This window comes from Yoonia sp. JB2-21, assembly GCF_055693545.1.
The window spans coordinates 2,065,882-2,090,185 of sequence record NZ_JBVFUC010000001.1 but is presented as its reverse complement, the minus strand read 5'-3'; the positions used below and the strand labels follow the sequence as shown (position 1 = coordinate 2,090,185).

19 protein-coding genes and 1 pseudogene are annotated in these 24,304 nt (G+C 57.7%); 16 read left to right on the top strand and 4 right to left on the bottom strand.

Translation table 11 applies throughout. The annotated features are described in order from the left end of the window. Positions 1 to 85 precede the first annotated feature (85 nt). Together ACZ1G5_RS10395 and ACZ1G5_RS10390 are read left to right on the top strand one after the other, a co-directional pair. A complete protein-coding gene (locus ACZ1G5_RS10395; protein ID WP_472732768.1) occupies positions 86 to 1,735 on the top strand; it encodes a hypothetical protein in 1,650 nt (549 codons plus the stop codon). Then, on the top strand, positions 1,735 to 2,253 hold the full coding sequence (locus tag ACZ1G5_RS10390; RefSeq protein WP_472732767.1) for a DUF3726 domain-containing protein: 519 nt from the start codon (positions 1,735 to 1,737) through the stop codon (positions 2,251 to 2,253). The genes ACZ1G5_RS10395 and ACZ1G5_RS10390 overlap by 1 nt, the downstream gene beginning before the upstream one ends. On the opposite strand, the gene truA is transcribed toward ACZ1G5_RS10390, so the two are convergent. Next, positions 2,250 to 3,020, bottom strand: coding sequence for a tRNA pseudouridine(38-40) synthase TruA (gene truA / locus ACZ1G5_RS10385; protein WP_472732766.1), 771 nt, complete (start codon positions 3,018 to 3,020; stop codon positions 2,250 to 2,252). The genes ACZ1G5_RS10390 and truA overlap by 4 nt on opposite strands. Positions 3,021 to 3,115: 95 nt before the next feature. Between truA and ACZ1G5_RS10380 the strand changes: the two are divergent. Then, a pseudogene (locus tag ACZ1G5_RS10380) lies at positions 3,116 to 4,527 on the top strand (YcjX family GTP-binding protein). After that, the gene (locus ACZ1G5_RS10375; protein ID WP_472732765.1) at positions 4,524 to 5,513 is read left to right on the top strand and encodes a YcjF family protein; all 990 of its coding nucleotides are present in this window, start codon (positions 4,524 to 4,526) and stop codon (positions 5,511 to 5,513) included. Before ACZ1G5_RS10380 ends, ACZ1G5_RS10375 begins: the two are co-directional and overlap by 4 nt. On the opposite strand, the gene ACZ1G5_RS10370 is transcribed toward ACZ1G5_RS10375, so the two are convergent. Both ACZ1G5_RS10370 and ACZ1G5_RS10365 read right to left on the bottom strand, forming a co-directional pair. Further along, the gene (locus ACZ1G5_RS10370; RefSeq protein WP_472732764.1) at positions 5,510 to 6,862 is read right to left on the bottom strand and encodes an ATP-binding protein; all 1,353 of its coding nucleotides are present in this window, start codon (positions 6,860 to 6,862) and stop codon (positions 5,510 to 5,512) included. The genes ACZ1G5_RS10375 and ACZ1G5_RS10370 overlap by 4 nt on opposite strands. Further along, the gene (locus ACZ1G5_RS10365; protein WP_472732763.1) at positions 6,859 to 7,521 is read right to left on the bottom strand and encodes a response regulator transcription factor; all 663 of its coding nucleotides are present in this window, start codon (positions 7,519 to 7,521) and stop codon (positions 6,859 to 6,861) included. Before ACZ1G5_RS10365 ends, ACZ1G5_RS10370 begins: the two co-directional genes overlap by 4 nt. Positions 7,522 to 7,675: 154 nt before the next feature. Here ACZ1G5_RS10365 and ACZ1G5_RS10360 point away from each other — a divergent pair, with 154 nt between their 5' ends. The 11 genes from ACZ1G5_RS10360 to ACZ1G5_RS10310 all read left to right on the top strand — a co-directional run bounded on the left by ACZ1G5_RS10360 (position 7,676) and on the right by ACZ1G5_RS10310 (position 22,082). Beyond that, on the top strand, positions 7,676 to 9,319 hold the full coding sequence (locus ACZ1G5_RS10360) for an AMP-binding protein (RefSeq protein WP_472732762.1): 1,644 nt from the start codon (positions 7,676 to 7,678) through the stop codon (positions 9,317 to 9,319). Next, positions 9,309 to 10,082: a crotonase/enoyl-CoA hydratase family protein gene (locus ACZ1G5_RS10355; RefSeq protein WP_472732761.1), complete on the top strand. Its 774-nt coding sequence runs from the start codon at positions 9,309 to 9,311 to the stop codon at positions 10,080 to 10,082. Before ACZ1G5_RS10360 ends, ACZ1G5_RS10355 begins: the two co-directional genes overlap by 11 nt. A gap of 12 nt (positions 10,083 to 10,094) precedes the next feature. After that, on the top strand, positions 10,095 to 11,735 hold the full coding sequence (locus ACZ1G5_RS10350; protein WP_472732760.1) for an FAD-binding dehydrogenase: 1,641 nt from the start codon (positions 10,095 to 10,097) through the stop codon (positions 11,733 to 11,735). Between the two features lie 112 nt (positions 11,736 to 11,847). Then, complete coding sequence (locus ACZ1G5_RS10345; RefSeq protein ID WP_472732759.1) at positions 11,848 to 12,381, top strand: phage tail protein; 534 nt, start codon at positions 11,848 to 11,850, stop codon at positions 12,379 to 12,381. 155 nt (positions 12,382 to 12,536) lie between these two features. Further along, positions 12,537 to 13,517, top strand: coding sequence for a hypothetical protein (locus tag ACZ1G5_RS10340; RefSeq protein WP_472732758.1), 981 nt, complete (start codon positions 12,537 to 12,539; stop codon positions 13,515 to 13,517). Between the two features lie 97 nt (positions 13,518 to 13,614). After that, positions 13,615 to 14,232, top strand: a complete 618-nt coding sequence (locus ACZ1G5_RS10335; RefSeq protein ID WP_472732757.1) for an NAD(P)-binding protein — start codon at positions 13,615 to 13,617, stop codon at positions 14,230 to 14,232. Next, the gene (locus ACZ1G5_RS10330; RefSeq protein WP_472732756.1) at positions 14,229 to 16,574 is read left to right on the top strand and encodes an acetoacetate decarboxylase family protein; all 2,346 of its coding nucleotides are present in this window, start codon (positions 14,229 to 14,231) and stop codon (positions 16,572 to 16,574) included. The genes ACZ1G5_RS10335 and ACZ1G5_RS10330 overlap by 4 nt, the downstream gene beginning before the upstream one ends. Positions 16,575 to 16,600: 26 nt before the next feature. Further along, positions 16,601 to 19,594, top strand: a complete 2,994-nt coding sequence (locus tag ACZ1G5_RS10325; RefSeq protein ID WP_472732755.1) for an ATP-binding protein — start codon at positions 16,601 to 16,603, stop codon at positions 19,592 to 19,594. Then, complete coding sequence (locus ACZ1G5_RS10320; RefSeq protein WP_472732754.1) at positions 19,591 to 20,271, top strand: Crp/Fnr family transcriptional regulator; 681 nt, start codon at positions 19,591 to 19,593, stop codon at positions 20,269 to 20,271. Before ACZ1G5_RS10325 ends, ACZ1G5_RS10320 begins: the two co-directional genes overlap by 4 nt. A gap of 440 nt (positions 20,272 to 20,711) precedes the next feature. Continuing rightward, positions 20,712 to 21,026 carry a hypothetical protein gene (locus tag ACZ1G5_RS10315; protein WP_472732753.1) on the top strand — a complete coding sequence of 105 codons (315 nt, stop codon included), beginning with the start codon at positions 20,712 to 20,714 and terminating at the stop codon, positions 21,024 to 21,026. A gap of 63 nt (positions 21,027 to 21,089) precedes the next feature. Next, entirely contained in the window at positions 21,090 to 22,082 is a 993-nt protein-coding gene (locus ACZ1G5_RS10310; RefSeq protein WP_472732752.1) for a TraB/GumN family protein, read from the top strand. Here the strand turns inward: ACZ1G5_RS10310 and ACZ1G5_RS10305 are convergent, their stop codons facing one another. Next, entirely contained in the window at positions 22,083 to 22,733 is a 651-nt protein-coding gene (locus ACZ1G5_RS10305) for a DUF2161 domain-containing phosphodiesterase (protein WP_472732751.1), read from the bottom strand. A 573-nt stretch (positions 22,734 to 23,306) separates the two neighbouring features. On the opposite strand from ACZ1G5_RS10305, the gene ACZ1G5_RS10300 reads away from it, so the two are divergent. Then, complete coding sequence (locus ACZ1G5_RS10300; RefSeq protein WP_472732750.1) at positions 23,307 to 24,224, top strand: manganese-dependent inorganic pyrophosphatase; 918 nt, start codon at positions 23,307 to 23,309, stop codon at positions 24,222 to 24,224. Positions 24,225 to 24,304: the final 80 nt, after the last annotated feature.

Genomic DNA, 24,304 nt, shown 5'->3' with positions numbered 1-24,304 from the left:
GCAACGAAACATTTACCAATCACATCGACCACATGCGTCGTTTTTGTACTAGGTGGCATGACACCCACCCGCTAGATTAGCATCTATGAAAGATCTAGCTCCCCCTGCACAGATGCCAATGCGGGCCCCTGATATTGTGATGCGGTTGCGTCGCATGGGGGCGGCGTTTCCGACCCGCTTGTCATTCTTGCGCACGCTGATGCGGGCGCTTGCGGCAGACAATGTCAAAGTGAAGCGTGCGGTTTGGGCCATGAATGACGCGGGCTTCGGGCACGCTGTCTACACGTTGCGCTTTGGCGGATATGACTACGCGCTTGTTGCCGTCTCCACCGATCTGCCACCTGAAATGCGCACCGACCGTGTGATCGCAACGGCATGGGACACGGCCTATGTCCTTTATGACGGTATCCCGGATCAAAGCGAGATTGACCGCATCGTCGCCAACGCGCCGTTGCAAGAAGCCGCACGCTTTACCGTCCGCGATCTGGTGCTCAGCCGGGCGAATAAATCTGTCCGGCTTTTTGATCATGTGACGGGCGCACTCAAAGCAGGTCAGCAACCAGACCCGCAGAAAATCCGCGACACCGGCTATCTGATGCGCACCACCGCCGTCTATGGCAATGGCAAATTCGGCATCGCAGATCGCGGCCATATCGCCGACCGTCCCGGCATGGGCGGGCCATTCATGGCCGAGATGCTGACCGTTTGGTTGATCCGAGGGTTCACCCATGATCTGGCGGAGCACGTCGGCGGGGCGGAACTGTCTCGCGAGGCAAAGCGCCACCTTGGGATCGGGAATTCGACCGGTCTGGGCATGGCGCCATTCTTGGTGAACCACCCGCTGTTACTCGATGCATGGATGCAGGTCCGCGAAACGGCTATCGCGCGGGTGCGCGCGGTTCCCAGCCTTGATGCCGACCAGATCGGGCGGATCTACAACCTTGTCATCCGCGCCGCGACACACCTTGCCGAATGGGACGTCCCGGATGAGATCGCAGCGAAGCGCATCACGGCCTTGCGGCAGGAATGGCCCGAATTCGCCGCGACGCTGACACCCGAGGCACTCAGCGCAGACAAACCCATCGACAAAATCCTCACCGACAGCGCGCGCTGGTCCATCGACACGCAAGAACTGATCGCGGCCCTGGTGTTGGAACCGTTTGGCGACCTGATCGACGGGCTGACCGACTGTATGGCCACGCCATTTGTGCCTGAACTTGACCCCGTGATGCCCTGCGCCGCACTGAAGGCATTGATCGCCGCAGACTGGGGCTGGGCCTGCGATATCGACTATACAGCACCCGCCGCCTGCGCACAGTTTTGGTACGTTTCTGAGGAAAAACTGGAACCACGTCTGGGTAACCGGCACATCGAACCGGGTGCCGACCGCGAGGCCCCTTTGGATATCGGGCGACAGGTCAAAGCGCTGGCGCAAGACGTTCCCGATGATGCCACGCCCGTTGGCCAATTCCTCGCCCTGCATCCCGAACACCGCGCCGCCACCCGGCGCGTGCAAACGATGCAACGGCATCCCTACGCCGAAATCCGCGACAATCTGATTGGCAAGGATTGCCTGCCCATCGACATCCTGCGCTGCAAACTGGCGTTTTTCGGGGCTGCCAAATTTGACCCCAAGTCAGACCGCTGGACCCGGATCACCTTGGCCCAGGGTGCCCCGCTTTTTGATGAATTGGACAATGCCGACGATTGGTGGTTGCCCGTTGCGACAATCTGATGTGGGCACTGAACGAAGTTGAAGGGCTGGTAAAGAAAGCCGCCCGCGGCGCTGGTTTTCCCAGCGGCCAAGCCGAAGACCTTGGTCGTGTTGCGGCATATCTCGCTGGGACAAGCGCATCCATCAAACCCGTCACTGCAGCCTTGGCCGAAGCGTCCGATCCTGTTGATGTCCGATGGGACGATGGCCGCGTCACGGTCCAACATGGCCCCGCGATCCTGATCGGGCCGATCATTCGCGATGCCTTCGCGATGGGCTGCACGACCGCCGTTTTGGCCAACGTCACCCACGCCCCGCTCATCAGCGCATTCCTTGCGCAAAGCGGTGTCGCCCAAAAATGGGACGGCATGACGGTGACCATCAGCGACACAACCGTTCTGAAACCCATCTGCGGACCCGTCGCGATCCCCGACGAAGATTGGCAAATCTGGCTTGGGCTGGCCGCAAAAACCTATGTACCAGAAACCGAAGACTCGCGGATCAGTGGTGCCGGGGCAGGCCTGACCGACAACGACTAACCCGCAAACGGGTCCGCCGGATACCGCACCGCCGCCAGATAGAGCCCTTGTGGCGGACATACCGGCCCACAGGCACCGCGATCTTTGGCCGCCAAAGCGGCACCGACATCAGCCGGGGTCCATGCGCCAGCACCAACACGTTCCAACGTACCAACAAAGCTACGTACCTGATTGTGCAGGAATGACCGCGCCCGCACGTGAAACTGATACTCTGTCCCATTGGCATGCGGCACGGTTTCAACCCGCAATGCATCTAATGTCTTCACCGGGCTTTTCGCCTGACAGATCGATGATCGGAAGGTCGTGAAATCATGGTTGCCGATCAACTGATCAGCCCCCGCCTGCATCGCTGCGGCGTCCAACGCATGGTTCACCCGCCACATCTGGCCTGCCTCAAACGTCAAGGGCGCGCGGCGCGACATCAGCCGAAACAGATACTGACGCTCGACCGCATCAAACCGCGCATGCCAACCGTCCGCGACACGGGCGCAGTTCACAATCGCCACCGGCGCGGGCTTCAGGTGGAAATTCAGCGCCTCTGACAAACGGAACGGATCCCAATCCCGCTCCATATCGCAATGGGCCACTTGGCCGGTGGCATGCACACCCGCATCGGTCCGGCCTGCTGCCGCAATCGTATGGGCGCGCGGCTCTAACTTGGCCAATGCCGCCTCAACAGCACCTTGCACGGACGGCTGATCATTCTGCCGCTGCCACCCCGCAAAGGGGGCGCCGTGATATTCAACAAGAAGGGCATAACGTGGCATCCGCCCCGATTAGGGGGAGCATCACGCAAAATCAATCCCTACACATCACGCCGCCGCACGCCTATCTTGCTGTGAAAGCTTTGAAAGGGCCCACTTTGGTCATCTCCGCAATTGCCGATCAGATTACGCGCACTGTCGAGGGCGTCAGCGACACGCTCACCGCCCCCTTTACCGATCCGGTGATCCGCCTTGGGGTGACGGGGCTGTCGCGCGCAGGCAAAACGGTGTTCATCACATCGCTGGTCGCAAACCTGATGGACCGTGGACGCATGCCGCAACTGGAAGCTGCTGCCAGTGGCGCAATCCGCACGGCATACCTGCAACCGCAGCCCGACGATACTGTGCCAAGGTTCAACTACGAGGCTTATCTGTCGCAACTCACTGCATCCGAGCCAAGCTGGCCCGATGGCACCCGCCAGATCAGCGAACTGCGCCTGTCCTTGCGGGTCCAGCCCCGCGGGTTGCTGTCTGGGCTGTCGGGGCCACGCACGGTTCACGTAGATATCGTCGATTACCCGGGCGAATGGCTGCTTGACCTTGGACTTTTGGATCAATCCTTTGCAGAATGGTCGAAAGCATCCCTCGAACGCGCACAGGGCCGACCCGGTGGCGATGATTACGCAGCGCTTGTTGCGGGCACGGACCCCACCGTCCGGCTGGATGAACCCCAAGCATTGGTTTTGGCCGAACGGTTCACGGCCCACCTGCAAGAGGCGCGCGAGGCGGGGTTTTCCGACTGCTCACCGGGGCGGTTCCTGCTGCCCGGCGACCTTGCAGGATCGCCTGTCCTGACCTTTGCACCGCTGCCTGATGCGCGCTATCCACGCGGATCGCTGGGGCGTGAATTCGAACGCCGGTTTGAAAGCTATAAACGCAATATCGTGCGGCCCTTCTTTCAGGACCATTTTGCCAAAATCGACCGCCAGATCGTGCTCGTCGATGTGTTGGGCGCAATCCACGCAGGACCATCGGCGCTGGACGATTTGCGCAGCGCAATGGCGCGTATCCTTGGGGCGTTCCGTCCCGGTCGCAATGACTTCCTGACGCGTATCTTCCAAGGACGCAGGGTCGAAAAAATACTCTTTGCCGCCACCAAGGCGGACCACCTGCATCACAGCCAACACCCGCAACTGACCGCGATCACAGAGGCGCTTCTGCGCGAGGCGAAAGACCGCGCTGATTTCGCAGGCGCGCAAACCGCTGCAATGTCGATTGCGGCACTGCGGACCACCGTGGAAGAAACCATTGACCACACGGACGGGCCGCTCGACGTGGTGCGCGGGCGCTTGCTGGAAACCAACAAACAAGCGGCCTTCTACCCCGGCAAACTACCATCCGACCCCGCGCATCTGCTGGCCCCAGCGCGCGAAGGGTCAGACACTTGGCTGGACGCCGACTATAGCGTGATGAACTTCGCGCCCGCCCCGCTTGACCGCCGACCGGGCGACGGCCCCCCCATATTCGGCTTGATAAAGCGGCACAGTTTTTGCTGGGGGATCGGCTATGACCCGTGGACCGATACTGATCGACCTCGAAGGGACCGAGGCCGCAAAACCCGACAGCGCGCCAGCGGTGCAGGATGACATCGACGCACCCCAAGGCGTTGCGATGCAACAGGTTGCCGCCCTCGCCGCACGCAAACCTTCTCCGCTCGCCCGCTGGTTCTGGTCGCTGAGCGTCGCATTGGTTGGCTTTGTTGTCTCGCTGGCAGCGTGGGATTACATCACCGGGCTTTTGGCGCGGTCGCCCATTTTGGGCGGGATCGCAACAGGGCTGATTGGGCTTTTGTGCCTCGTATTACTTGTGATTGGTCTGCGGGAATTGGCCGCTTTCGGCAGGTTGCGGAAACTGGACACCATCCAGCATCAGGCCAAAGAGGCGCTGGCCAACAGCAATCTGGGCCAAGCGCGCAATGTCGTTGGCAGCCTGTCCTCACTCTACGCCAATCGCGAAGACACCGCGTGGGGGCGGGCCGAACTCGCATCACGGCAAAGCGAGGTGCTGGATGCCGATGGTTTGCTGGGGCTTGCCGAAACAACACTGCTGGCCCCGCTCGATGCACGCGCCCAGCGCGAGGTGGAAGCGGCAGCACGGCAGGTCGCGACCGTCACAGCGATTGTGCCCTTGGCGCTCGCTGATCTTTTCACCGCGCTCACCGCCAACCTATGCATGATCCGGCGGATCGCCGAGATTTACGGCGGACGGTCCGGCACCTTGGGCAGCTGGCGACTGACGCGGGGCGTGCTGACCCATCTTGTGGCAACCGGTGCCGTTGCCGTGGGCGATGACCTGATCGGATCAGTGGCGGGTGGTGGGGTGCTGTCCAAGGTCTCAAGACGCTTCGGCGAGGGCATCGTCAACGGTGCGCTAACCGCACGGGTCGGCGTTGCCGCAATCGAAGTCTCCCGCCCATTGCCATTTCACGCGGCCAAGAAACCATCGGTCAGCGGTCTTGTCGGCCGCGCGATGACCGGTTTGTTCGGCAAAACCTAATCAGCACGTGGTCTGGCAGCCGCAGGCAGGCTCAGATGGACAGCCAAACCACCAAGGGTTTCATCTTCTGACAATATGATCTTGCCACCATAAGCATGGATCAGATCAGAGGCGATCGCCAATCCCAGACCTGTCCCCGGCTTGGACGTATCAAGACGTTGGCCACTTTGGGTCGCGCGGCCCCGTTCCTCTTTGGGAATACCCGGACCGTCGTCAGAGATTTCAATCAAAATCGAACCATCTTTTTTGCGGTGCGCCATCAGACAGACGCGCGATACCGCCCATTTCAGCGCATTGTCCAGCAGATTGCCCATGACCTCTTCAAAGTCGCTTTGGTCCATACGCACACGCAAACCGCTATCAAAGGTCGCTTCAAAATCCTTGTCGATATTGCGTGCGAGCGCCGTAAAGGCGCGGTCCATGCGGCCAAGTGCGGTATTCAGTTCCGTCGCAACGCCAACCGAACTATCCGTGCCATCGGCGCGCATACGTGCAAAGGATCGCTTAAGCTGCGCATCAAGCCGGTCCAACGCGTCAATCGAATCCTGCACAGCAATACCCTTGGACCGCAATGTATCCAGTTCATTGCGCATAATCGCCGAAGGTGTCTTGATCGCATGGGCCAAGTCGGCGGCCTGACGACGCGAGCGGCTCATGATGTCACGATTGCGGTCCATTAGGCTGTTGATATCGGTCACCAGCGGGGCAACCTCGATCGGGTAGCTTTCAATGCTTAGACCATCTTCATGTTCCCACCGGGTCGATACCTCTTTGCGCAGTGTGTTCAATGGTTGCAGCACCACAGCAACTTGGGTCAACGCCCCCAAAACCCCGACAAAAGCAATGATCGCAAAGGCGGTCAAAAGGGTTTGACGCAACTCAGCCGTATCAGCCTCTAGGCTGCGCAGCGACGATGCCACCTGAATATGCCACTGCGATCCATCGGCCAGCGTCAGCCATTCGTCAATGCCAAACACCATGTCACCACCGGGGCCGCGATATTCGCTTATACGCACCCCACCCTGGGATGTTTCAGGGCGTGGTAGAAATTCTTCACCCAGCGAAGGTGAGGTGAACACCTGACCATCGTTGCCTTCAACCTGCCAATACTGACCTGAGAGCAAGCGCTGATAGACCGGATCACCAATGGCGCGTGCAAGGTCGTCTTTTGTGATGTTGTTATTGGCAACAGCGACGACGGCCTGCGCATGACGGTTCTGCAAAAGATCGGTAAAGCGGACCTGCGTCTGCGAGGTCATGTAAGACGAAATGCCCGCAAGACCCAGCACGATAATCACGACGGCCCATAGGATACCGCCCGATACCGCACGGGCGCGCAGCGACGTCATGCCGCCGCTTTGATCACATAGCCACGTCCGCGGACGGTATCGATCAGGTCATTCCCCAGCTTCTTGCGTAAACGGTTCACAAAAACGGCGATTGTGTTGGAGTCCCGGTCACCTTCATATTGGTAGATATGTTCCGACAGCTCTGTCCGCGACACCAAGCGGCCCGCATTGTGGAACAGGTACGACAGCACAGCAATTTCCTGCGACGTCAGGCTTGCCTGAACACCAGAAACCATCACCTGATTTGTGCGGCTGTCGAAAGTCACGTCATCTTTCGTAAAGACGGGGTTCGTTTTGCCCGCTTTGCGTCGGATCATCGCGCGGACACGCGCCGACAGTTCGGCCATATGGAACGGCTTGGTTACATAGTCATCGGCACCCGCATCCAACCCGTCAACACGATCGGTCCAGTCGTTGCGGGCTGTCAGCATCAGGATTGGCACGTCGTTTCCACCGTTTCGCAAATTTCGCAGAACAGTCAAACCGTCACGGATTGGCATCCCGATATCAAGGATAATCAGGTCATAAGGCTCTGTTTCACCCAGATACTGGGCCTCTGCGCCATCCGACGCGATATCAATGGTCAGCCCTTCAGAGCGCAAAGTGTCTCTGATTTGACCGGCGAGCACGGGCTCGTCTTCTGCAAGCAAAATACGCATGCCCAACAGCTATTCGGATGTCATGGCAGAAATTTGGCGACACTGAGACCTGAGCCATCTTTTGCCACTGCTTCCCTCGAACAATCCCGCGCCATTGTGCGCAATTCGAGAACAGATTGACTCAAAATCAACCATCGTCGATTCTGACTGCCAAATGCTCAGCAAATTTCCCACCATTTCTGAAACATCCGCGCGGTTTTCTTGGGACATCCCCGAGCACTACAACATCGGCTTTGATATATGTGATCGACACGCCGATCAGACACCAGATCGGGTCGCCATCATCGACATCGGTGATGATGGCAGCAAAAGCGAAACCAGTTTTGGGCAGTTGCGGGACCTGTCAAATCAGCTGGCGAACGCATTGGCTGAAACCACAGCGCGCGGCGACCGCATCGCGGTCTTGTTGCCGCAAGCGTTGGAAACCGCTGTTGCGCATATTGCGATTACTAAAACTGGCTGTATCTCATTACCTCTGTTCACGTTGTTTGGACCAGTCGCACTGTTGCATCGGTTGGACGATGCCAAGGCAAACACCGTCATCACCAACGCTGCTGGCGCGAGGGTCATCGCCGGGCTCAGGCCTAGGTTGCCGGCTCTGCAACGCATTCTTTGCGTTGATGGTCCGACAGACAAGGCCGAGGATTTTCACGCCGTTTGCGCGGCGCAATCCACTGATTTCGCCCCTGTCGATACGAAGGCTGATGATCCCGCAATCCTGATCTACACCTCCGGCACAACCGGGGCACCCAAAGGTGCCTTGCATGCACACAGGGTCCTGCTCGGCCATCTGCCGGGTGTGGAAATGAGCCATGATTTCTTTCCGCAACCGGATGATAAAATCTGGACGCCAGCGGATTGGGCATGGATCGGTGGGCTGCTGGATGTGCTGATGCCCGCCTTGCACCACGGCGTCCCCGTCGTTGCCTGCAGGTTTCGCAAATTTACGGCCCAAGCCGCATTTGATCTGATCCGCGATCACGGCATCCAGAACGCATTCCTTCCCCCAACTGCGCTGAAACTGATGCGTCTGGCCACACCGGACACCCCCGTTCCCATGCGGTCGGTGGCCAGTGGCGGCGAAACCTTGGGCAAGGAACTGATCGCGTGGGGCCAGCAGGTGTTCGGCACAACGATCAACGAATTCTATGGGCAGACAGAGTGCAACATGATCGTGTCGTCATGCGCGGCACTGGAACCTGCCGACCCAGGGGTCATGGGATTTGCGGTGCCGGGGCATGAGGTCCAGATCGTCGATGAGGGCGCAGCACGCCTCTGTGCAACGAACGAAGAAGGCAGCATTGCCGTACGTGCACCGGACCCGGTGATGTTTCTGGAATACTGGAAAAACCCCAAAGCGACCCATGACAAATTTATCGACGTCGCGGGACAGAAATGGCTACTCACCGGTGACAAAGGCCGCAAAACTCCAACCGGGCGGATCCAGTTTATCGGACGTGACGATGATATCATCAGTTCAGGTGGATACCGTATTGGCCCGGCAGAGATCGAAGATTGCTTGCTGACCCACCCCGCCGTTCAGATGGCAGGCGTTGTGGGCAAACCTGATCCGATCCGAGGATCAATCGTCGCCGCCTACATTCAACTTGCGAAAGGCGCCAAAGGCTCTGACGATCTGGCCGCCGACATCGCCGCCCACGTCAAAAGCAAACTCGCAGCCTATGAATTTCCGCGTATTGTGCGCTTTATCGACGACATGCCGATGACGACAACAGGTAAGATCATCCGCGCCAACCTCAGACAGCGCGCCGAAAAGGAAGCCAAAGATGCGCAATGACGTTGTTCTTTACCACGCTGCAAATGGTGTCGCGACAGTCACGCTGAACCGCCCCAACCAGCGCAATGCAATCAACCCCGAAGTCTGCGACGCCATCCGCGCCGCCTTTGATGAGGTCGAGACCGATCCAGACATCCGCATTGCAATCCTGACCGGGGCTGGCACGCTCTTTTGTGCGGGCATGGACCTCAAGGCCTTTGCCGGTGGGGCTGGCGACACGATCCTGTTTGGCGAATACGGCTTTGGCGGTTTCGTCAAACGCCCCCGCACCAAACCCGTCATTGCGGCGGTCGAAGGGGCTGCACTTGCAGGCGGGTTCGAAATGATGCTGGCCTGCGACATGGGTGTCGCTGGCACCTCAGCGCAGTTTGCGCTGCCAGAGGTCCGCATCGGCCTGATCCCCGGCGCAGGGGGCGCTGTGCGTTTGCCCGTTTCCATCCCTCGCGTGCGTGCCAACGAAATTTTGCTGACCGGCAAACCCTTCGGCGCGCAAGAAGCTGCTGATTGGGGCATTATCAACCAAATATGCGACGACGGAACCGCACTGGCGACCGCACAGAACATCGCGGCCGACATCGCATCCAACGCGCCACTTGCCGTACGCCACACCCTTGCCATTGCCAATCGGGCGCATGCCGCCAACGACGCGGCGCAGTGGCCAGAAAATGACAAGCTGATTGTGGAAATTGGGCAAACAGCAGATGCTGCCGAAGGGGCACGCGCCTTTATCGAAAAGCGCACACCTGTGTGGCAAGGCAAATAAAGAGGCGATCAGATGCAAAGTGACGTTGTCATCATCGGGGCTGGATTGGCCGGGTTGGTTGCCGCCAACGAACTTGTCGCACGCGGAAAGACGGTGACGATCCTTGACCAAGAAGGACGCCAAAACTTGGGTGGTCAGGCGTTCTGGTCCTTGGGCGGGCTTTGCATGATCGACACGCCCGAACAGCGCCGAATGCGGATCAAGGATGGCGTCGCGCTGGCGACAAACGACTGGATGGGATCCGCACAATTTGACCGCCCCAAAGATCATTGGCCCCGCGCGTGGGCAGAGGCTTATCTGGACTTCGCCGCAGGTGAAATGCGGCCTTGGCTGCATCAGTTGGGCATGCGCTGGTTTCCCGTTGTGGGCTGGGCCGAACGGGGCGGCAGCTTTGCCAATGGGCACGGCAATTCCGTGCCACGGTTTCACATCACGTGGGGGACCGGGCCGGGGGTTCTGCGGCCTTTTGAAGACCGTGTGCTTGAGGCCGAAAAGGCCGGCAAAATCACCTTCGGCTTCCGTCACCGTGTGACCGGTTTCGACATCACCAACGGCAAAATGGCAGGGGTAACTGGCGAAATCCTCGCCCCTGACGACGCCATTCGGGGGGCCGCCACAAACCGGGATGTCGTCAACAGTTTCAACATCCGTGCGGATCAGGTCATTGTCACGTCGGGCGGCATCGGGGGCAACTTTGATCTGGTGCGGCGCAATTGGGACGCCTCGAAATCAGGGCCGTTGCCGCAAAAAATGGTGTCGGGGGTGCCCGAACATGTCGACGGCCTGCTGCTTGATATCGTCAAGGATGCTGGTGCCGAACTGATCAACACCGACCGCATGTGGCACTATACCGAAGGTGTGCAAAACTGGGATCCGATCTGGCCGCACCACGGCATCCGCATTCTGCCGGGGCCGTCCTCGATGTGGTTCGATGCGACAGGTGACAGGCTACCGGCCCCTTGCATGCCCGGCTTTGATACTATGTCGACCCTGCATGAAATTTGCAGGCGCGGGCACGACCACACATGGTTTGTCCTGACCCAAAAGATCATCGAAAAAGAATTCGCACTGTCAGGGTCCGAACAGAATTTCGACCTGACGGAAGGCGGCTGGAAAGACGTTCTCAAGGCACGTTTGGGCAAGGGTGCCACCCCTGCGGTCGAGGCATTCAAGGAGAAGGGCGAGGATTTTGTCGTTGCCAATGACTTCGACGCGCTGGTTGCCGGGATGAACCAATTGGGCGGGAACCTGATAGATGGCGCGAAACTTCACGCGCAGATCGAAGCGCGGGATGCGCAAATCGACAACCCGTTCACAAAAGATGCGCAGGTCACAGCGATCCATACGGCGCGCAATTACCTGGGCGACAAACTGATCCGCACGGCCAAACCGCACAAAATCCTCGATCCATCCAAAGGCCCGTTGATCGCCGTCAAACTGCATGTGGTGACCCGCAAAACGCTGGGCGGCATTCACACCGATCTGGACGCCAAGGTATTTGCGCCCGGCGGCCAGACCATCGACGGGCTTTATGCGGCTGGGGAAGCAGCTGGGTTTGGCGGCGGGGGCTATCACGGTAACAACGCGTTAGAAGGCACTTTCCTTGGCGGGTGCATCCACTCGGGTCGTCGCGCCGGGCAAGCGGCCGGCTAAGTTTCTGGCGCAAAAGGGATTCTCTGCATGTCTGTGCGCAAAATCACAGACTGCGTGACCCATCCTGCATCATGCATAAACAACGCGCGTGATTTTCAGGACCGCAACTCTCATGGAACCGTTAATCGGTCAAATTATTCTTTTCAGTGGTAACTTTGCCCCCCGAGGCTGGGCCTTTTGTGATGGGCAAACCCTTGATATCGCGGAAAATCAGGCGCTCTTTGCTATTCTGGGAACCACCTACGGCGGGGACGGCCGGACATCCTTTTGTCTGCCCGACTTACGCGGACGCGTGGCAATGCATGCCGGTGATGGGCCCAATCTGACGCCGCGCGACATTGGTCAGAACATGGGGGCGGAAACCGTGGCACTCACAGCGACGCAATTGCCTGAACATCGCCACGAAATTCTCGTGTCAGAAACACCAGCGGATACGGATCAACCGGCAAGTGCCACACTTGGTGCCGCCAAGACATATGTAAATGCCGCCGAAGGCACGCATCGTCAGAAAAGCGAACCGAAAACGGCTTTGAACAGCAAGACGGTCGGATTGACCGGCGGCAGCGCACCGCACGAAAACATGCAACCGACTTTATGCCTGAATTACATCATTGCTGTGCAGGGTATGTTCCCGGCGCGGAACTGACTTTTACGATTTGCTGAATTGCCCGACAATGGGCAACAGTCTGCCGTATTTTTGCTAAATTGTTTCGGTCTGTATCTGATCACACAGTGAGCCGGATCTGCATCTTCTATGGTGTGGAACACCGCCGGCCATGATCACCAGTTAAAGGCTCTCCCATGTTTGAACTTGCACCTGCCCTCCCCTCCCGTAGCGATCTGGACTGGTGTTGGTATCTCAGGCGGCAAGGGCGGGCTGGCGACACGTTGGAACGCGCACTGCACGACATTGGTGTGATGCAGCCCGGTGGTTGGGCACCATGGGCCCACAGCACAATGACAGACACAGGCGCGCCAACAGAAATGTTGTTCACGGCAGACCGGGCGTCACTCTCACTGCGGACCGAAGTCGATGATCCTGCGAAAAGCCCACAAAACCGCGTCGCAAGAGCCTGCGATCTGATCGCTCAGTTTGGCGGCACGCCTCCACCCGCCGCGTTGCGCGATATCATCAGCGCCGCACAGGGTGCCGGGCCATTGCGATTTGGCGCGTGGTTGGGTCTACAAAGTTCACCCAAAGGGCTACAGACGACTTTATACGCCGAAGTACCCGCTGCTGCATCTGATCTGAAAGACTTGATGCTGTCTGACAAGATCGCGCCGGTCCTCGAAGAGCTGGGCGATGATACCCGCATTACGATGCTGGGCTATCACGCCGACACTGGCGAAGTGACGCTTTATTGCGAGACGCAGCAGGGCTTTACGACAGCTATTCCGAAACTGGCTATTCCGGCAAATGTCCCGGCTGAACCACTGGTTTTTGAGATGGGCCTCATGCTGGACGCGGGTGTCAAGAATGCGCGTCAAAACAGCAAGCTCAGCTTTAGCTATACGCTTCACAAAGGCGACGTGCCGCCCACGCTGACTTTGCAGATGTCGACCAAAGCGATCTTTGGAAAAGATGATGTCATCGCCGACCGGGTCAAGAACTATCCCGGCGATCATGTCGCAACCTATACCGCCCTTGCGGACCAGCTGATACCCGCGCCGCAGGGCACGACACATCATGGTGCCGTTGGGCTCCTTGCACGCGAAACCCGCGGGCCGCTTCTGTCAATCAGCGTTGCAGCACCCTGGCACTGCCCGTTTGAAGGCCTCTAAGACTGCACAACAAACACGTAAACCCGTCGCATTCGCGTAAAACTTTTGACAAATTTTCCGCGTACAACCTATGCGATTATTTCGGGAGTGATTTCAGGTGTCTGAAAAAAAGAAAATTGCCATCATTGGCGGCGGCGTTGGTGCCATAACGGCAGCCTATGCAATCACCCAGCAGGCCAATTGGCAGGACGACTATGATGTCACCCTATATCAATTGGGTTGGCGCTTGGGCGGCAAGGGTGCCAGTGGGCGCAATATGAAACATGCAGGCCGGATCGAAGAACATGGCCTGCACATCTGGGCCGGTTTCTACGAAAACGGCTTCCGTCTGATGCGGGACTGCTATGACCAGTTGAACGCAACAGGCCTGCGCAGCCCGGACGCGCCATTGGGCACGTTGGACAAAGCTTTCACCGGCCTGAACCGCTTTTTGCTGGCCGAAGAGATCGAAAAAGATGGGGTGAAAGAAGTCCATCCGTGGTTCCTTGAATTCCCACCAAACGACGAAGTGCCCGGCACCGGTGGCGTGCTGCCAACCCCATTTGCCTATTTCGAAATGGCGGTCGAAGCCATCACCGGTTTCATCGAAAAAATCCTCGAAGAGCTGGACAAAGACGTCCCGCACACCTTGCCCCCCGCTTTGAAGGGCCGCTGCGGGCGCAAGGGGTTGCGATCAAGAACCGCTCGCCGCTGCATCACCTGCGCGACTATGTGAAATCACTGCCCAAAAACGCCTTCGATCATACCGACAGCCAGACCCAAACGCTGGGTGGTATCACACATCACGCGCAACACTGGTTCGACGAACAAGCCTTCCCCGAAGGTGTACTGTCAGACGAGGCGCGGCGGGCCAAATACCTGATCAGCCTATCGCTGGCGTTCTTCAAAGGGACGCTGGACAGTGGCCTCTTCCGCCATGGCTTCGACGCCATCGACGATTGGGAAATCAGTGATTGGCTGCTGCACTACGGGGCCAGCCCCGACGCCGTCTATTCGGCTGTTTTCCGTGGCTGCTATGACTACGTCTTTGGTTATCCCGGCGGCAACACGGACAAACGCAGCGTGGGCGCCGGCACGGCCATTCGCGGGTTGTTGCGGTTGGCCTTCACCTACAAAGGCTCGCTTTTCTTCAAGATGATGGCAGGAATGGGCGACACCATCTTTGGACCCTACTACGAAATCCTGCGCCACCGCGGGGTGAAGTTCAAATTCTTCAACGCCGCCACCCATTTGGCACTGGATGAGACAAAAACCTATGTTGATCGGATCGACATGGTCGAACAGGCGGTCATCAAATCCGGCGACTACGACCCGTTTGTCGTTGTCAAAGATCTCAACTGTTGGCCGTCAGAACCGCTTTGGGATCAATTGGTTGACGGAAATAAGCTGGAAAAATCCGGTGTAGACTTCGAATGCGAAAAAGAGGCACCGACCGGCAAGGCCTACAGCCTGAAACGCGGTACGGACTTTGATGAAATCATCCTTGGCGCATCACTTGGGTCCCTCCCCTATATGGCCAAAGAGCTGATCGCCGCCAGCAACCGCTGGAAAATGATGACGGAAAAGGTGGGCACGGTCGCCACTCAGGCCGCGCAGTTCTGGTTGGACAAAACAGCGGCAGAAATGGGCTGGAACGATCTGGTCGCCAAACACAATATCGGCGACATCCCCGCCGATCTGAAAACCGTGATCACCAGTTTCGTCGAACCGCTGGATACCTGGGCAGATATGTCAGATCTGATCAACCGCGAAGACTGGAAAGACCCCGGCCCCAAATCCATCGCCTATTTCTGTAGCCCGGCACATGACGCAGGCGTTGACGCCGGCACGTTCGAAGACCGGGTGAAAGACTGGGCTGACAATGATCTGACACGCATGTGGCCGGGTGCGCTGAAGAACGGCAAATTCGACACCTCGCTTTTGCATGCCGAAGGGGCCAAGACCGGTGCTGCAAAGTTCAAGGCACAATATTTCCGCGAAAACTTCTATGGCTCAGAACGCTATGTGCTGTCCGTGCCGGGATCGGTGAAGTATCGCCTGCCCGCCGACGGTACAGGCTTTGAAAACCTCTTTATCGCGGGCGACTGGACACGCTGCGGGATCAACGCAGGCTGTGTTGAGGCAGCGACCATCTCTGGCCTCTCTGCCGCGCGTGGATTGACCGGGGCCGACATTGAAATTGTCGGCGAAGGTGACATCGCGCCTGATGCTGGGCCCACAGACGCCGCCAAACTGCAAAGCCCCTATGCCCAAAACGCCAACTGGCCACTGACGCCCTTCTTTGGCGTGGGCGAGTTGGATGGTTTCTTCAGCTTCCACGCCGTGGACGCCAAAGAACTGGAAAAATGCCTGCCTGCTGGGATGAAACTGCACCCGCAGTCAATCACCCCGGAAGGGACACACCCGGTATCCATTCTGGCCAATCAGCAGATGGGCGTCCGACCCACGATCATGCCAAAGCTGTTCGGGTTCCGCGACTACTATGAGGCGATTATCGCGATCAACTACGTGCAGGTTGACGGGCACGACGGGGCCTATGCCTATCTGCCGAACCTGTATCTGAACAGCAAATTACCACAACTCGCGGGTGTATGGTTCTATGGCTACAACAAACGGATGGGCCAACTTACGATGGGCAACAACCGATATGCTGTCAAATCTGCAACAGGTTCACCTGTTTGGTCAGGCAAATATGCCCAGCGCGATATGGCCAGACCAATGACGGATTACGCCACTTTGGGTGCCGTAGATCGGCTGGCCAATCAGGTTGTTGTGACCAAAAACAAACTTGGAAAATGGCAGTTCTCCAACCTCGATTTCGGCCTGACTGCGGCGCATGGTGCTGGAATCCATGCACAAATTGATGTTCAGGATGCGGGTCTTGCCAATCTTCCAGCCGGAAAAATGATCGCCCAGCCGCTGCAATTGCGCAACGATGCGGCGTCAGCGGGTCATGCCTTACCGGGTGCATTCCGGATCTGGACAAGCTGGACACTTTCCAACCCATTCGATAGCGGACGCATTGCACGCTTGGAAGCAGCGAAAACACGCATATAGTGTACCGCGGGAGTAAGGGTGGTCGGATGAGCGAGCCAAAGACAGGCAGCGCCCAAATTAACGGTGGGGAACGCAAACAGATCACGGCCGTCTTTATGGACGTCGTCGGCTTTAGCGATATTGCCAGCACTGCGGATGCAGAAGACCTCCAGCTTTGGCTCGAGGAGTTCTATGCACAAGCCAAAGCCGTCGTTGACGCCCATGATGGTGAAGTCACCGAATATCTTGGCGACGGTGTTGTCGCACTGTTTGGACTGGCGCGCGCGGACGAGCTTTCTGCGTCGAAAGCAGTGAATGCGGCCTTGAAAGCGATCAAAGACATTGATGCTGGCCGCGAGAACGGCATTGATTTGAAATTGCGTGTTGGCGTCGCCACGGGCGAAGTGGCCATTCGCAGCAACAGCGGCAACGATAACCTGCCCCGCGCGACCGGTATGGTCACAACTCTGGCACAGCGTGTTCAGGAAAAGGCGGCACCCGGCAACGTCATGATTTCGCAAAGCACCAAGCTTTTGCTGCGCGATACAATGGCAACACAGCCTTTCCCCGATCAGGTGCTCAAAGGCTTTGCGGAACCGCACACATTGTTCCGGCCTCTCGGGGTAGGGCCACAATCTGCGCAAGCACAGTCATTCTTTGTCGGACGCGCGCCAGAGCTACAACGCATCGCCAATAGTGCCGACGCGTCCCTTGTCGTTGGGCAGGCCGGGATCGGCAAATCCGCCATTGCCCGCTATTTGGTCCAACAGACCAGCGCTGCAACAGTCTTTGCGGCGGACGGTGTGCATACCCGTGCCAGCTATCAGCCGTTCGCGCAGTGGCTGATGCGACTGACCGGCAGCAGCCTGCCGGAATTTCAAGATCTCCAAAACCAGTTTCCTGACCTTGCAGAAAGTGCGCTTCAAGCGCTCGCGCTCGTTCTGGGCCTCGCGGAAGGTCAGCGCTTGCTTGCAGAACGCAGCAATGTCGCGCTGAAAGCGCTGATCGAGGAAAGCTTGTGGCAAGCCATTCAAGCCAAGCAGACAGATGGGCTTCTTGTTTTTGAAGACCTGCATTGGCTTGATAACGCCAGCTTTGGCGTGCTGGTCCATATTCTGCAAGGCAACGCAACAGACACTTATCAGATATTGATGACCAGCCGCGAAGATACAAAGATCGGCAAATATCTTGGCCGCTTACCAGTGACAATCGTCCCGTTGGAAGCGCTGACAGACGCCGAAGCCGGCGCTATGCTGGACACGCTGACCCAAGGTGAGGGTACATCGGACAACCGTGCATCGGTTATCGCGCGGGCTGCCGGTATCCCATTGTTCATTGAACAGCTGTTCAAACGTGACGCAACCGGCGGCGCACCATCGGCAAATATCCCGGGCTCGCTGATGGATCTGCTTGCCGAGCAAATCGACGCAACCGGTCCCGCAAAACCCGTCTTGCAATGCGCATCGATCATAGGGGCGACATTCGATCTTGATATGCTGACGGCGATCGCCGCAGACCATGCCCCCCTCGAAGGATATTTGCAGACGGCCTGCCAACAGGGTGTGCTACAACAGATTGACAGCACGAACTGGGGCTTTGCACACGCGCTTTTGCATCAGGCCGCTTATCAAGGCATGTTGCGCCGAACGCGGGTCGCCTATCACGGCGAAATCGCAGCCCATCTTCAGAACAATCACGCCGACGCCGTGATGCGAAATCCCGCGTTGCTGACAGATCACCTCAGCCTTGCACAGCAACATATCCCTGCGATCCAGAACTATCTGACGGTCAGCCAATGGGCTCTGTTTCAGGGCGCATTCGACGACGCCGAAGCGCATGTCCTCGCGGCAATCTCACTTTGTGAACAGGCGCCAACCGACGTTGATGTGCGTGCACTCGAAATCGCCTGTCATACAGCACTTGGATCCATCAGAATGCAAATTCAGGGGTTCACGGCAGATCCTGTGAAAGAAGCCTTTGAAACGGTTGCCACCCTCGCCGCCGGGCAGAATGCCTATTCGGCGGCAAACGGGCCTGCGTTCTATGGCAGCTTTACGCATGCGATCCTTTCTGCGGACCGGCCGGCAGCAGATCAATTCAGCAGCATGCTGCGCGAAGCCGCCCAAGTCATACCAGCGCAGGAAACAAACAGTGAGCTGCTTTTGGCATCGCGCAATGTCGATACGTCTTTGCACTTTTATGCAGGTGACTTTGACAAAGTCTCTTCAGAATTCGCAGCATTGCGTGACATTTACGATATCTCAAAACATGGCGCGATGATCTCCAGCTATGGCGTGGACACCTTCGCAGCGGCACAGATGTTCGAAGGTGTCACTCGCGCCATTCGCGGTGACGCACATCTGGTGCCTGACCTGATTGAAGAAACGGATGCCCACCAAAAGCTGCTGAATATCCCCGTCATGTTGCCGTGGGCCCAAATCTGGGGTGCCGTTCCGCTCTTCTATGCCGGGCAAACTGAAACTGCGATTGCGCGGGTTGCCCTTGGCCTGGAGACAGCCACCAGCCAATCGGCAGCATTTTGGCAGGTCACCGGCGCGGCATGGATGAATGTGATGAACCCTGCGGCCAGTGAAACACCAGACGGGTTGGCGGGCTTTGATCAGGTGATCAAGACCCACGAAATGATCGGCGCGAATATCGGATTGCCCTACTTCCGGGCATATTATGCGCTCGCCTTGGCCAAACAGGACAGGATTGACGAGGCCTATCAGGTCTCCCTTCAAGCGACACGGGAAAACGAGGCAAACGGCCTGTTGTGTTGGTATGCCGAGGTCATGCGTATCCATGCGCAGATTTGCGCGTTGGTTGAACGCAAAGACGATGCGGCCCGGTTCCGCCAGGAGGCCGCCGCACTGGCGTCCGACCAAAACGCCAAACTATGGCTGCTGCGGACGCGACTGGACCAAAGCCGTGCAGGACAAATCGACAAGGAACACCTCAAAGGCGCATTGGCCACGTTTGACCCTGCTGTAACGCTTCCAGAGATCACCGCGGCCCAAGACATACTGGCGACGGCATGACCCCCGAAACGCTGCTTGGTTATGACCTGCCGCTCTTTGAAGGGCTCTGTGTTGCGGATTTTGATGGCATCACCATCGCAGCGACCGAGCAGGTGCTGGATCCATGGCAAACAATTTTTGACCAAGAAGACGACTCTTATGATCTGTATTTTTTGCTGTCGGGGTCGTTGCTGGCTGTGTTCTGGACGACCCAAGGGCGCGAAATCGTGTTTTCGAGGTTCCCGCTAGGTGCATATTTTGGCGAACTTGCTGCCTTTGACGCCACACCGCGATCTCTTGCTGTGGTGGCCAAGACGCAAGCAACCGTCCTCGCCATGAAACGGCAATGCTTTATAGAGCTCTTTAATGAAGTACCAATGATCCGTCAGCGGATCACACAAAACTTGGTCGATCGGATACGCGAACTCACCCGCCGCAATATGGAAATGACGACGTTGTCGGTGGAACAACGGGTTAGCAAATATTTGCTGCGGCTGGCGGCTGAAGAGGGCAAGCTTGAGGTTGGAGCGTTGATTGAAAATGCTCCGACACATTCCGAAATCGCCGCATCCGTCGGTGCCAATCGTGAAATGGTCAGCCGCTCGATCAGCAAGCTGTCAAAGCGCGGTGTAATTAAGTCGGCGCGCCAAAAAATCGAGATCCTTGACCCCGAGGCGTTGTCGGCTGACCTGGACTGAATTAATCAGATTTTTATTTGATTTTGCCAAAACAGATCACTATCTCTAGCAACGTAAGGGTGTGACAAGTGAGAGTAAGCGGTTTGGCACGCATTTTTGGCATTCTGGGTGGTGAGGTTTCACTGATGTTGATCGGTGGAACAATTGGCCTGATTTTCCTGATGATCAGCTAGTAAAGGCACTGTCCAAGACAGGCTATGCCTTGCCGATCAGCTGGATCTGAAACAACGGCTTTGGGTCTTTTTCGACATTTCCGAAAATTTCCCTTGGGGCAAATACAACCCTTGCGCTAAACCATGCGTGTTCGATCCCGAATCAAGGAGACTGCAATGACGAGAAAGGTTCTCAATCACCGCTGGTATTAAACACCAGTTTGCAGTGCAGCTGCGCCTCTTGGCCCAGCGCAATTTTCTCCACAAGATTTCAGATCGGATACTTCAATGCATCCCCCGTTCTACACCGTCGATCACAAGATCGGCCCCGATATTCATCACAACGGTGACAGCAAACCTGTCACCAGGCGGAGCTTGCCCGCGCGGTTGGCGTTGCGGCCCAGCACCAGTGGCTGGCCCCCCATACCACTGTCGCCGGGTGCATTTATCGACAATGGCGCATTGCAACTGCCAAGCGGTGCAACGCTGCCACCGCAGGCTATTTTGCGGATCGTACCACCACCCCAACGAACGTGGCGCGACGTTGTTGGTCGGTTACTGATCCGCGCCGGTCAAAGGATGATCATGGAAAACCGCGTCTGAGGGAATTGACCCTCAGCGCGGAGCCCTTACCTATCCTATATCCGATCACATAAAGGATGGCACATGTTCCTTCGCTCTGCCGCAACGTTTCTATTCGCCATGACAGCCGTGCCAGCCGCGGCGGCCTGCGCGGGTGACAGCTATCTTGATACGATGTCAGATGACCAACGGACCGCGCTGTCCGTCGCAGTGGCCGACATGCCCTACGCCGAAGGGCTGGTCTGGACGGCCGAAAAAAACGACGTCACCCTGACCGTCGTCGGCACGATGCACATCTATGATCCACGACTTGAGGCATTGCGCGCAAAGCTCGCCGATACGGTTGCCAGCGCAGATTTGATCATGCTCGAAGCCACGCCCGAAGATGAAGAGAAGCTGCAGGAACTCTTGGTCAGTGACCCCAGTCGCCTGTTCATCGTTGACGGCCCGACCTTGCCGGAACTTCTGGACGAGGACACATGGCAACTGATCGCCGCTGCTGCAACGGAGCGTGGCATCCCATCCTTCATGGCCGCAAAAATGCAGCCGTGGTATCTGTCGTTGACGCTTGCGGTCCCGTCGTGCGCGATGTCCGATATGCTACAGGGTGTGCGCGGCCTTGATCACATGATCATCGAAGACGCCGAAGCCGCGGGCGTGCCGATGCAGGCGGTTGAACCCTACACCACGCTCTTTGACACATTCGGCAACGACAGCTTTGACGAACAGGTGGACATGCTGCGCGTGAACATGCTGGTCCCAGATCTGCAACAGCAGATGTTTGTGGCGATGCTGGATCGCTACTTTGCCGAAGATGTCGGGCGGCTTTGGGAAATGTCACGGATTGCGATCAGCGACCTGCCCGAAATGGACCCCGCAGAGGGCGAAGCGATGTTCGCAGAGATGGAAGAGGCGCTCTTGAACCAGCGCAACCGCAACTGGATCCCGGTGATCACCGACGCAACAGAAATGCATGACGACATTGTGGTCGCTGTCGGCGCTGCACATCTGGTCGGGACCCAAGGTATTTTGCAACTGCTAGAGAATGAAGGCTGGTCGCTAACACGTCAGCCCTGATCAGACATCGCCATAGTCTGACAACCCCTGACGGCCGGCATCCGTCAAATCATAGACACCGCGCGAAACCCGCGTGAACCAACCGTAATGATCTGCCGCCATGATCTGCGTGGCCTGTGGAACCTCGGCCCATTCTTTGACCTGCGCGCCCTTGGACGGGCCATGCACCGCCAGAAACCGGGCGCAGCGCAAAGCATCCTGCCGATACCCCGTGACAATCCCGTGCCGGGTCGCACCGCCCTCGTTCGGATCGCCCTGCAATCGCTCAAAGGCCCGCAACAAACGCCCCTTTTTCTTCTTCGATTGTCGGGCGGCATAGGGGCCGGGATCAGCAAGCGCCTCAACATGCCCATCGCGCAATCGCACCGTTAGCACACCCAGCCCCGCGCGACGGGCCAGTTTCACATTGGCCTTCAGCGCCTTGGCCTTTCCGCCCGCTGGGACCGCCAGATACACGTGATCCGTGGTCAATAACCGTTCCACACCCTGATGAAACAGCGCCAGCGAAAACCCTAACTTGAGTTCGACCACAACCAGATCATCACCGCGCCGCCCAACCACATCGGCGGCACCCACCTCGCCTTTCACCTCATATCCCTGCCGTTGCAGGAAGGCTTTGATAGGGGGATAAAGATCAGCCTCGCGTGGCATATGTGTTGGCTCCTGCTGCCTACGCAACCAACTGGAAAAACGCTGACCTGACAAGCCCCGCCACCAAGAGGTAGCGGGGCCCTTTTACTATCTACCGCCCAGACGACCGGGAAACTTCGGTGGTCTGCGATCGAACCGTTTGTCACGGGTCACTCCGACCGGCGCACGGGGCGGCGTGCCCGCGGGGGCAGGCCCGCGCGCACGGCGGTTCTTTGTGGTGGTCACAGGGTTAGGTCCCGCCTTGCGGGGTTTTGGTATGTTACGGGGCATCTTTTGCACCTCTTGTCTGAAATTGATCATTTGGCCGAACGGCCAAGCACAGCGCCAAAATGGCGTTACAGCATCAAGTCCATTGTCAGAGTGCTCCTCTTGTCGGAATACGAACGGGCTTTGTGGCAGCCCAAGGTCATGCGAGCAGGTTAAACTTGCTTGTCCATTGTCAGCGTCCTCCTATCAAGAGCTGTTATCATACCATACGCGCCCGATACCCGTCAAACCGACAGCATGGGGTGACAGCCCCAGCGCGCGCTCTTATATACAGGCCAACCTTTGATCCCACTGAAAGTGACGCACATGACAACGCTCGTATTTGGCCATAAATCCCCTGACACAGACAGCACCGGTTCGCCGCTGATCTGGGAATGGTTCCTCAATCACACAGGGATCGAGGCAAAAGCGGCCTTGCTCGGCGCACCGAACACCGAAGCGGCGTTTGTGGCAAAGCGCTGGAATACCGATCTGCCTGATGTCATCGCGGACGTCGAAGATGGCCAGTCCTGCGTGATCGTGGACACCAATAACCCCGCCGAACTGCCCGCCAATATCAACAACGCCGATGTGCTCGCGATCATTGATCACCATATGCTTGCCGGCGGTCTAGAGACGAAAAAGCCGATCAACATCACGATCCGTCCATTGGCCTGCACCGCTACAATCATGCATCAGATGATGGGCGTTCACGCCGCACATATGCCTGACAACATCAAAGGGCTGATGCTGTCCTGCATCCTGTCCGATACGCTCGCCTTCCGGTCGCCCACAACGACAGAGATGGACAAGGACCTGGCCGAGAAACTGGCCAAAGACCTTAAAATCGACATCGAAAAATACGCCGGCGAAATGTTCGAGGCGAAATCAGATGTCTCTGCCTTCTCTGACGCGGAACTGCTGCGCATGGACAGCAAGGAATTCGACGTGGATGGCAAGAAGTTCCGCGTGTCGGTACTCGAGACCACGGCGCCCAAGATCGTGCTGGATCGCAAAGCCTCATTGATGAGTGAAATGCCCAAGATCGCCAAGGAAGACAAAGTCGATGAGGTGCTGCTTTTTGTCGTGGACATCATCAACGAAGAAGCCACGCTGCTGATCCCCAACGACAAGGTCAAAACAGTCGCTGAAAAATCCTTTGACGCGACGGTCGATGGCGACAGCGTCGTCCTGCCGGGCATCATGAGCCGCAAAAAGCAGATCGTTCCTGCCCTCAAGGCCTGATATCCCGCGCCCCGGACAATAATCCGGGGCAGCGCACTTTATGTACATCTGTACGTACAGGTTCTGTACAGCGTCTGTAC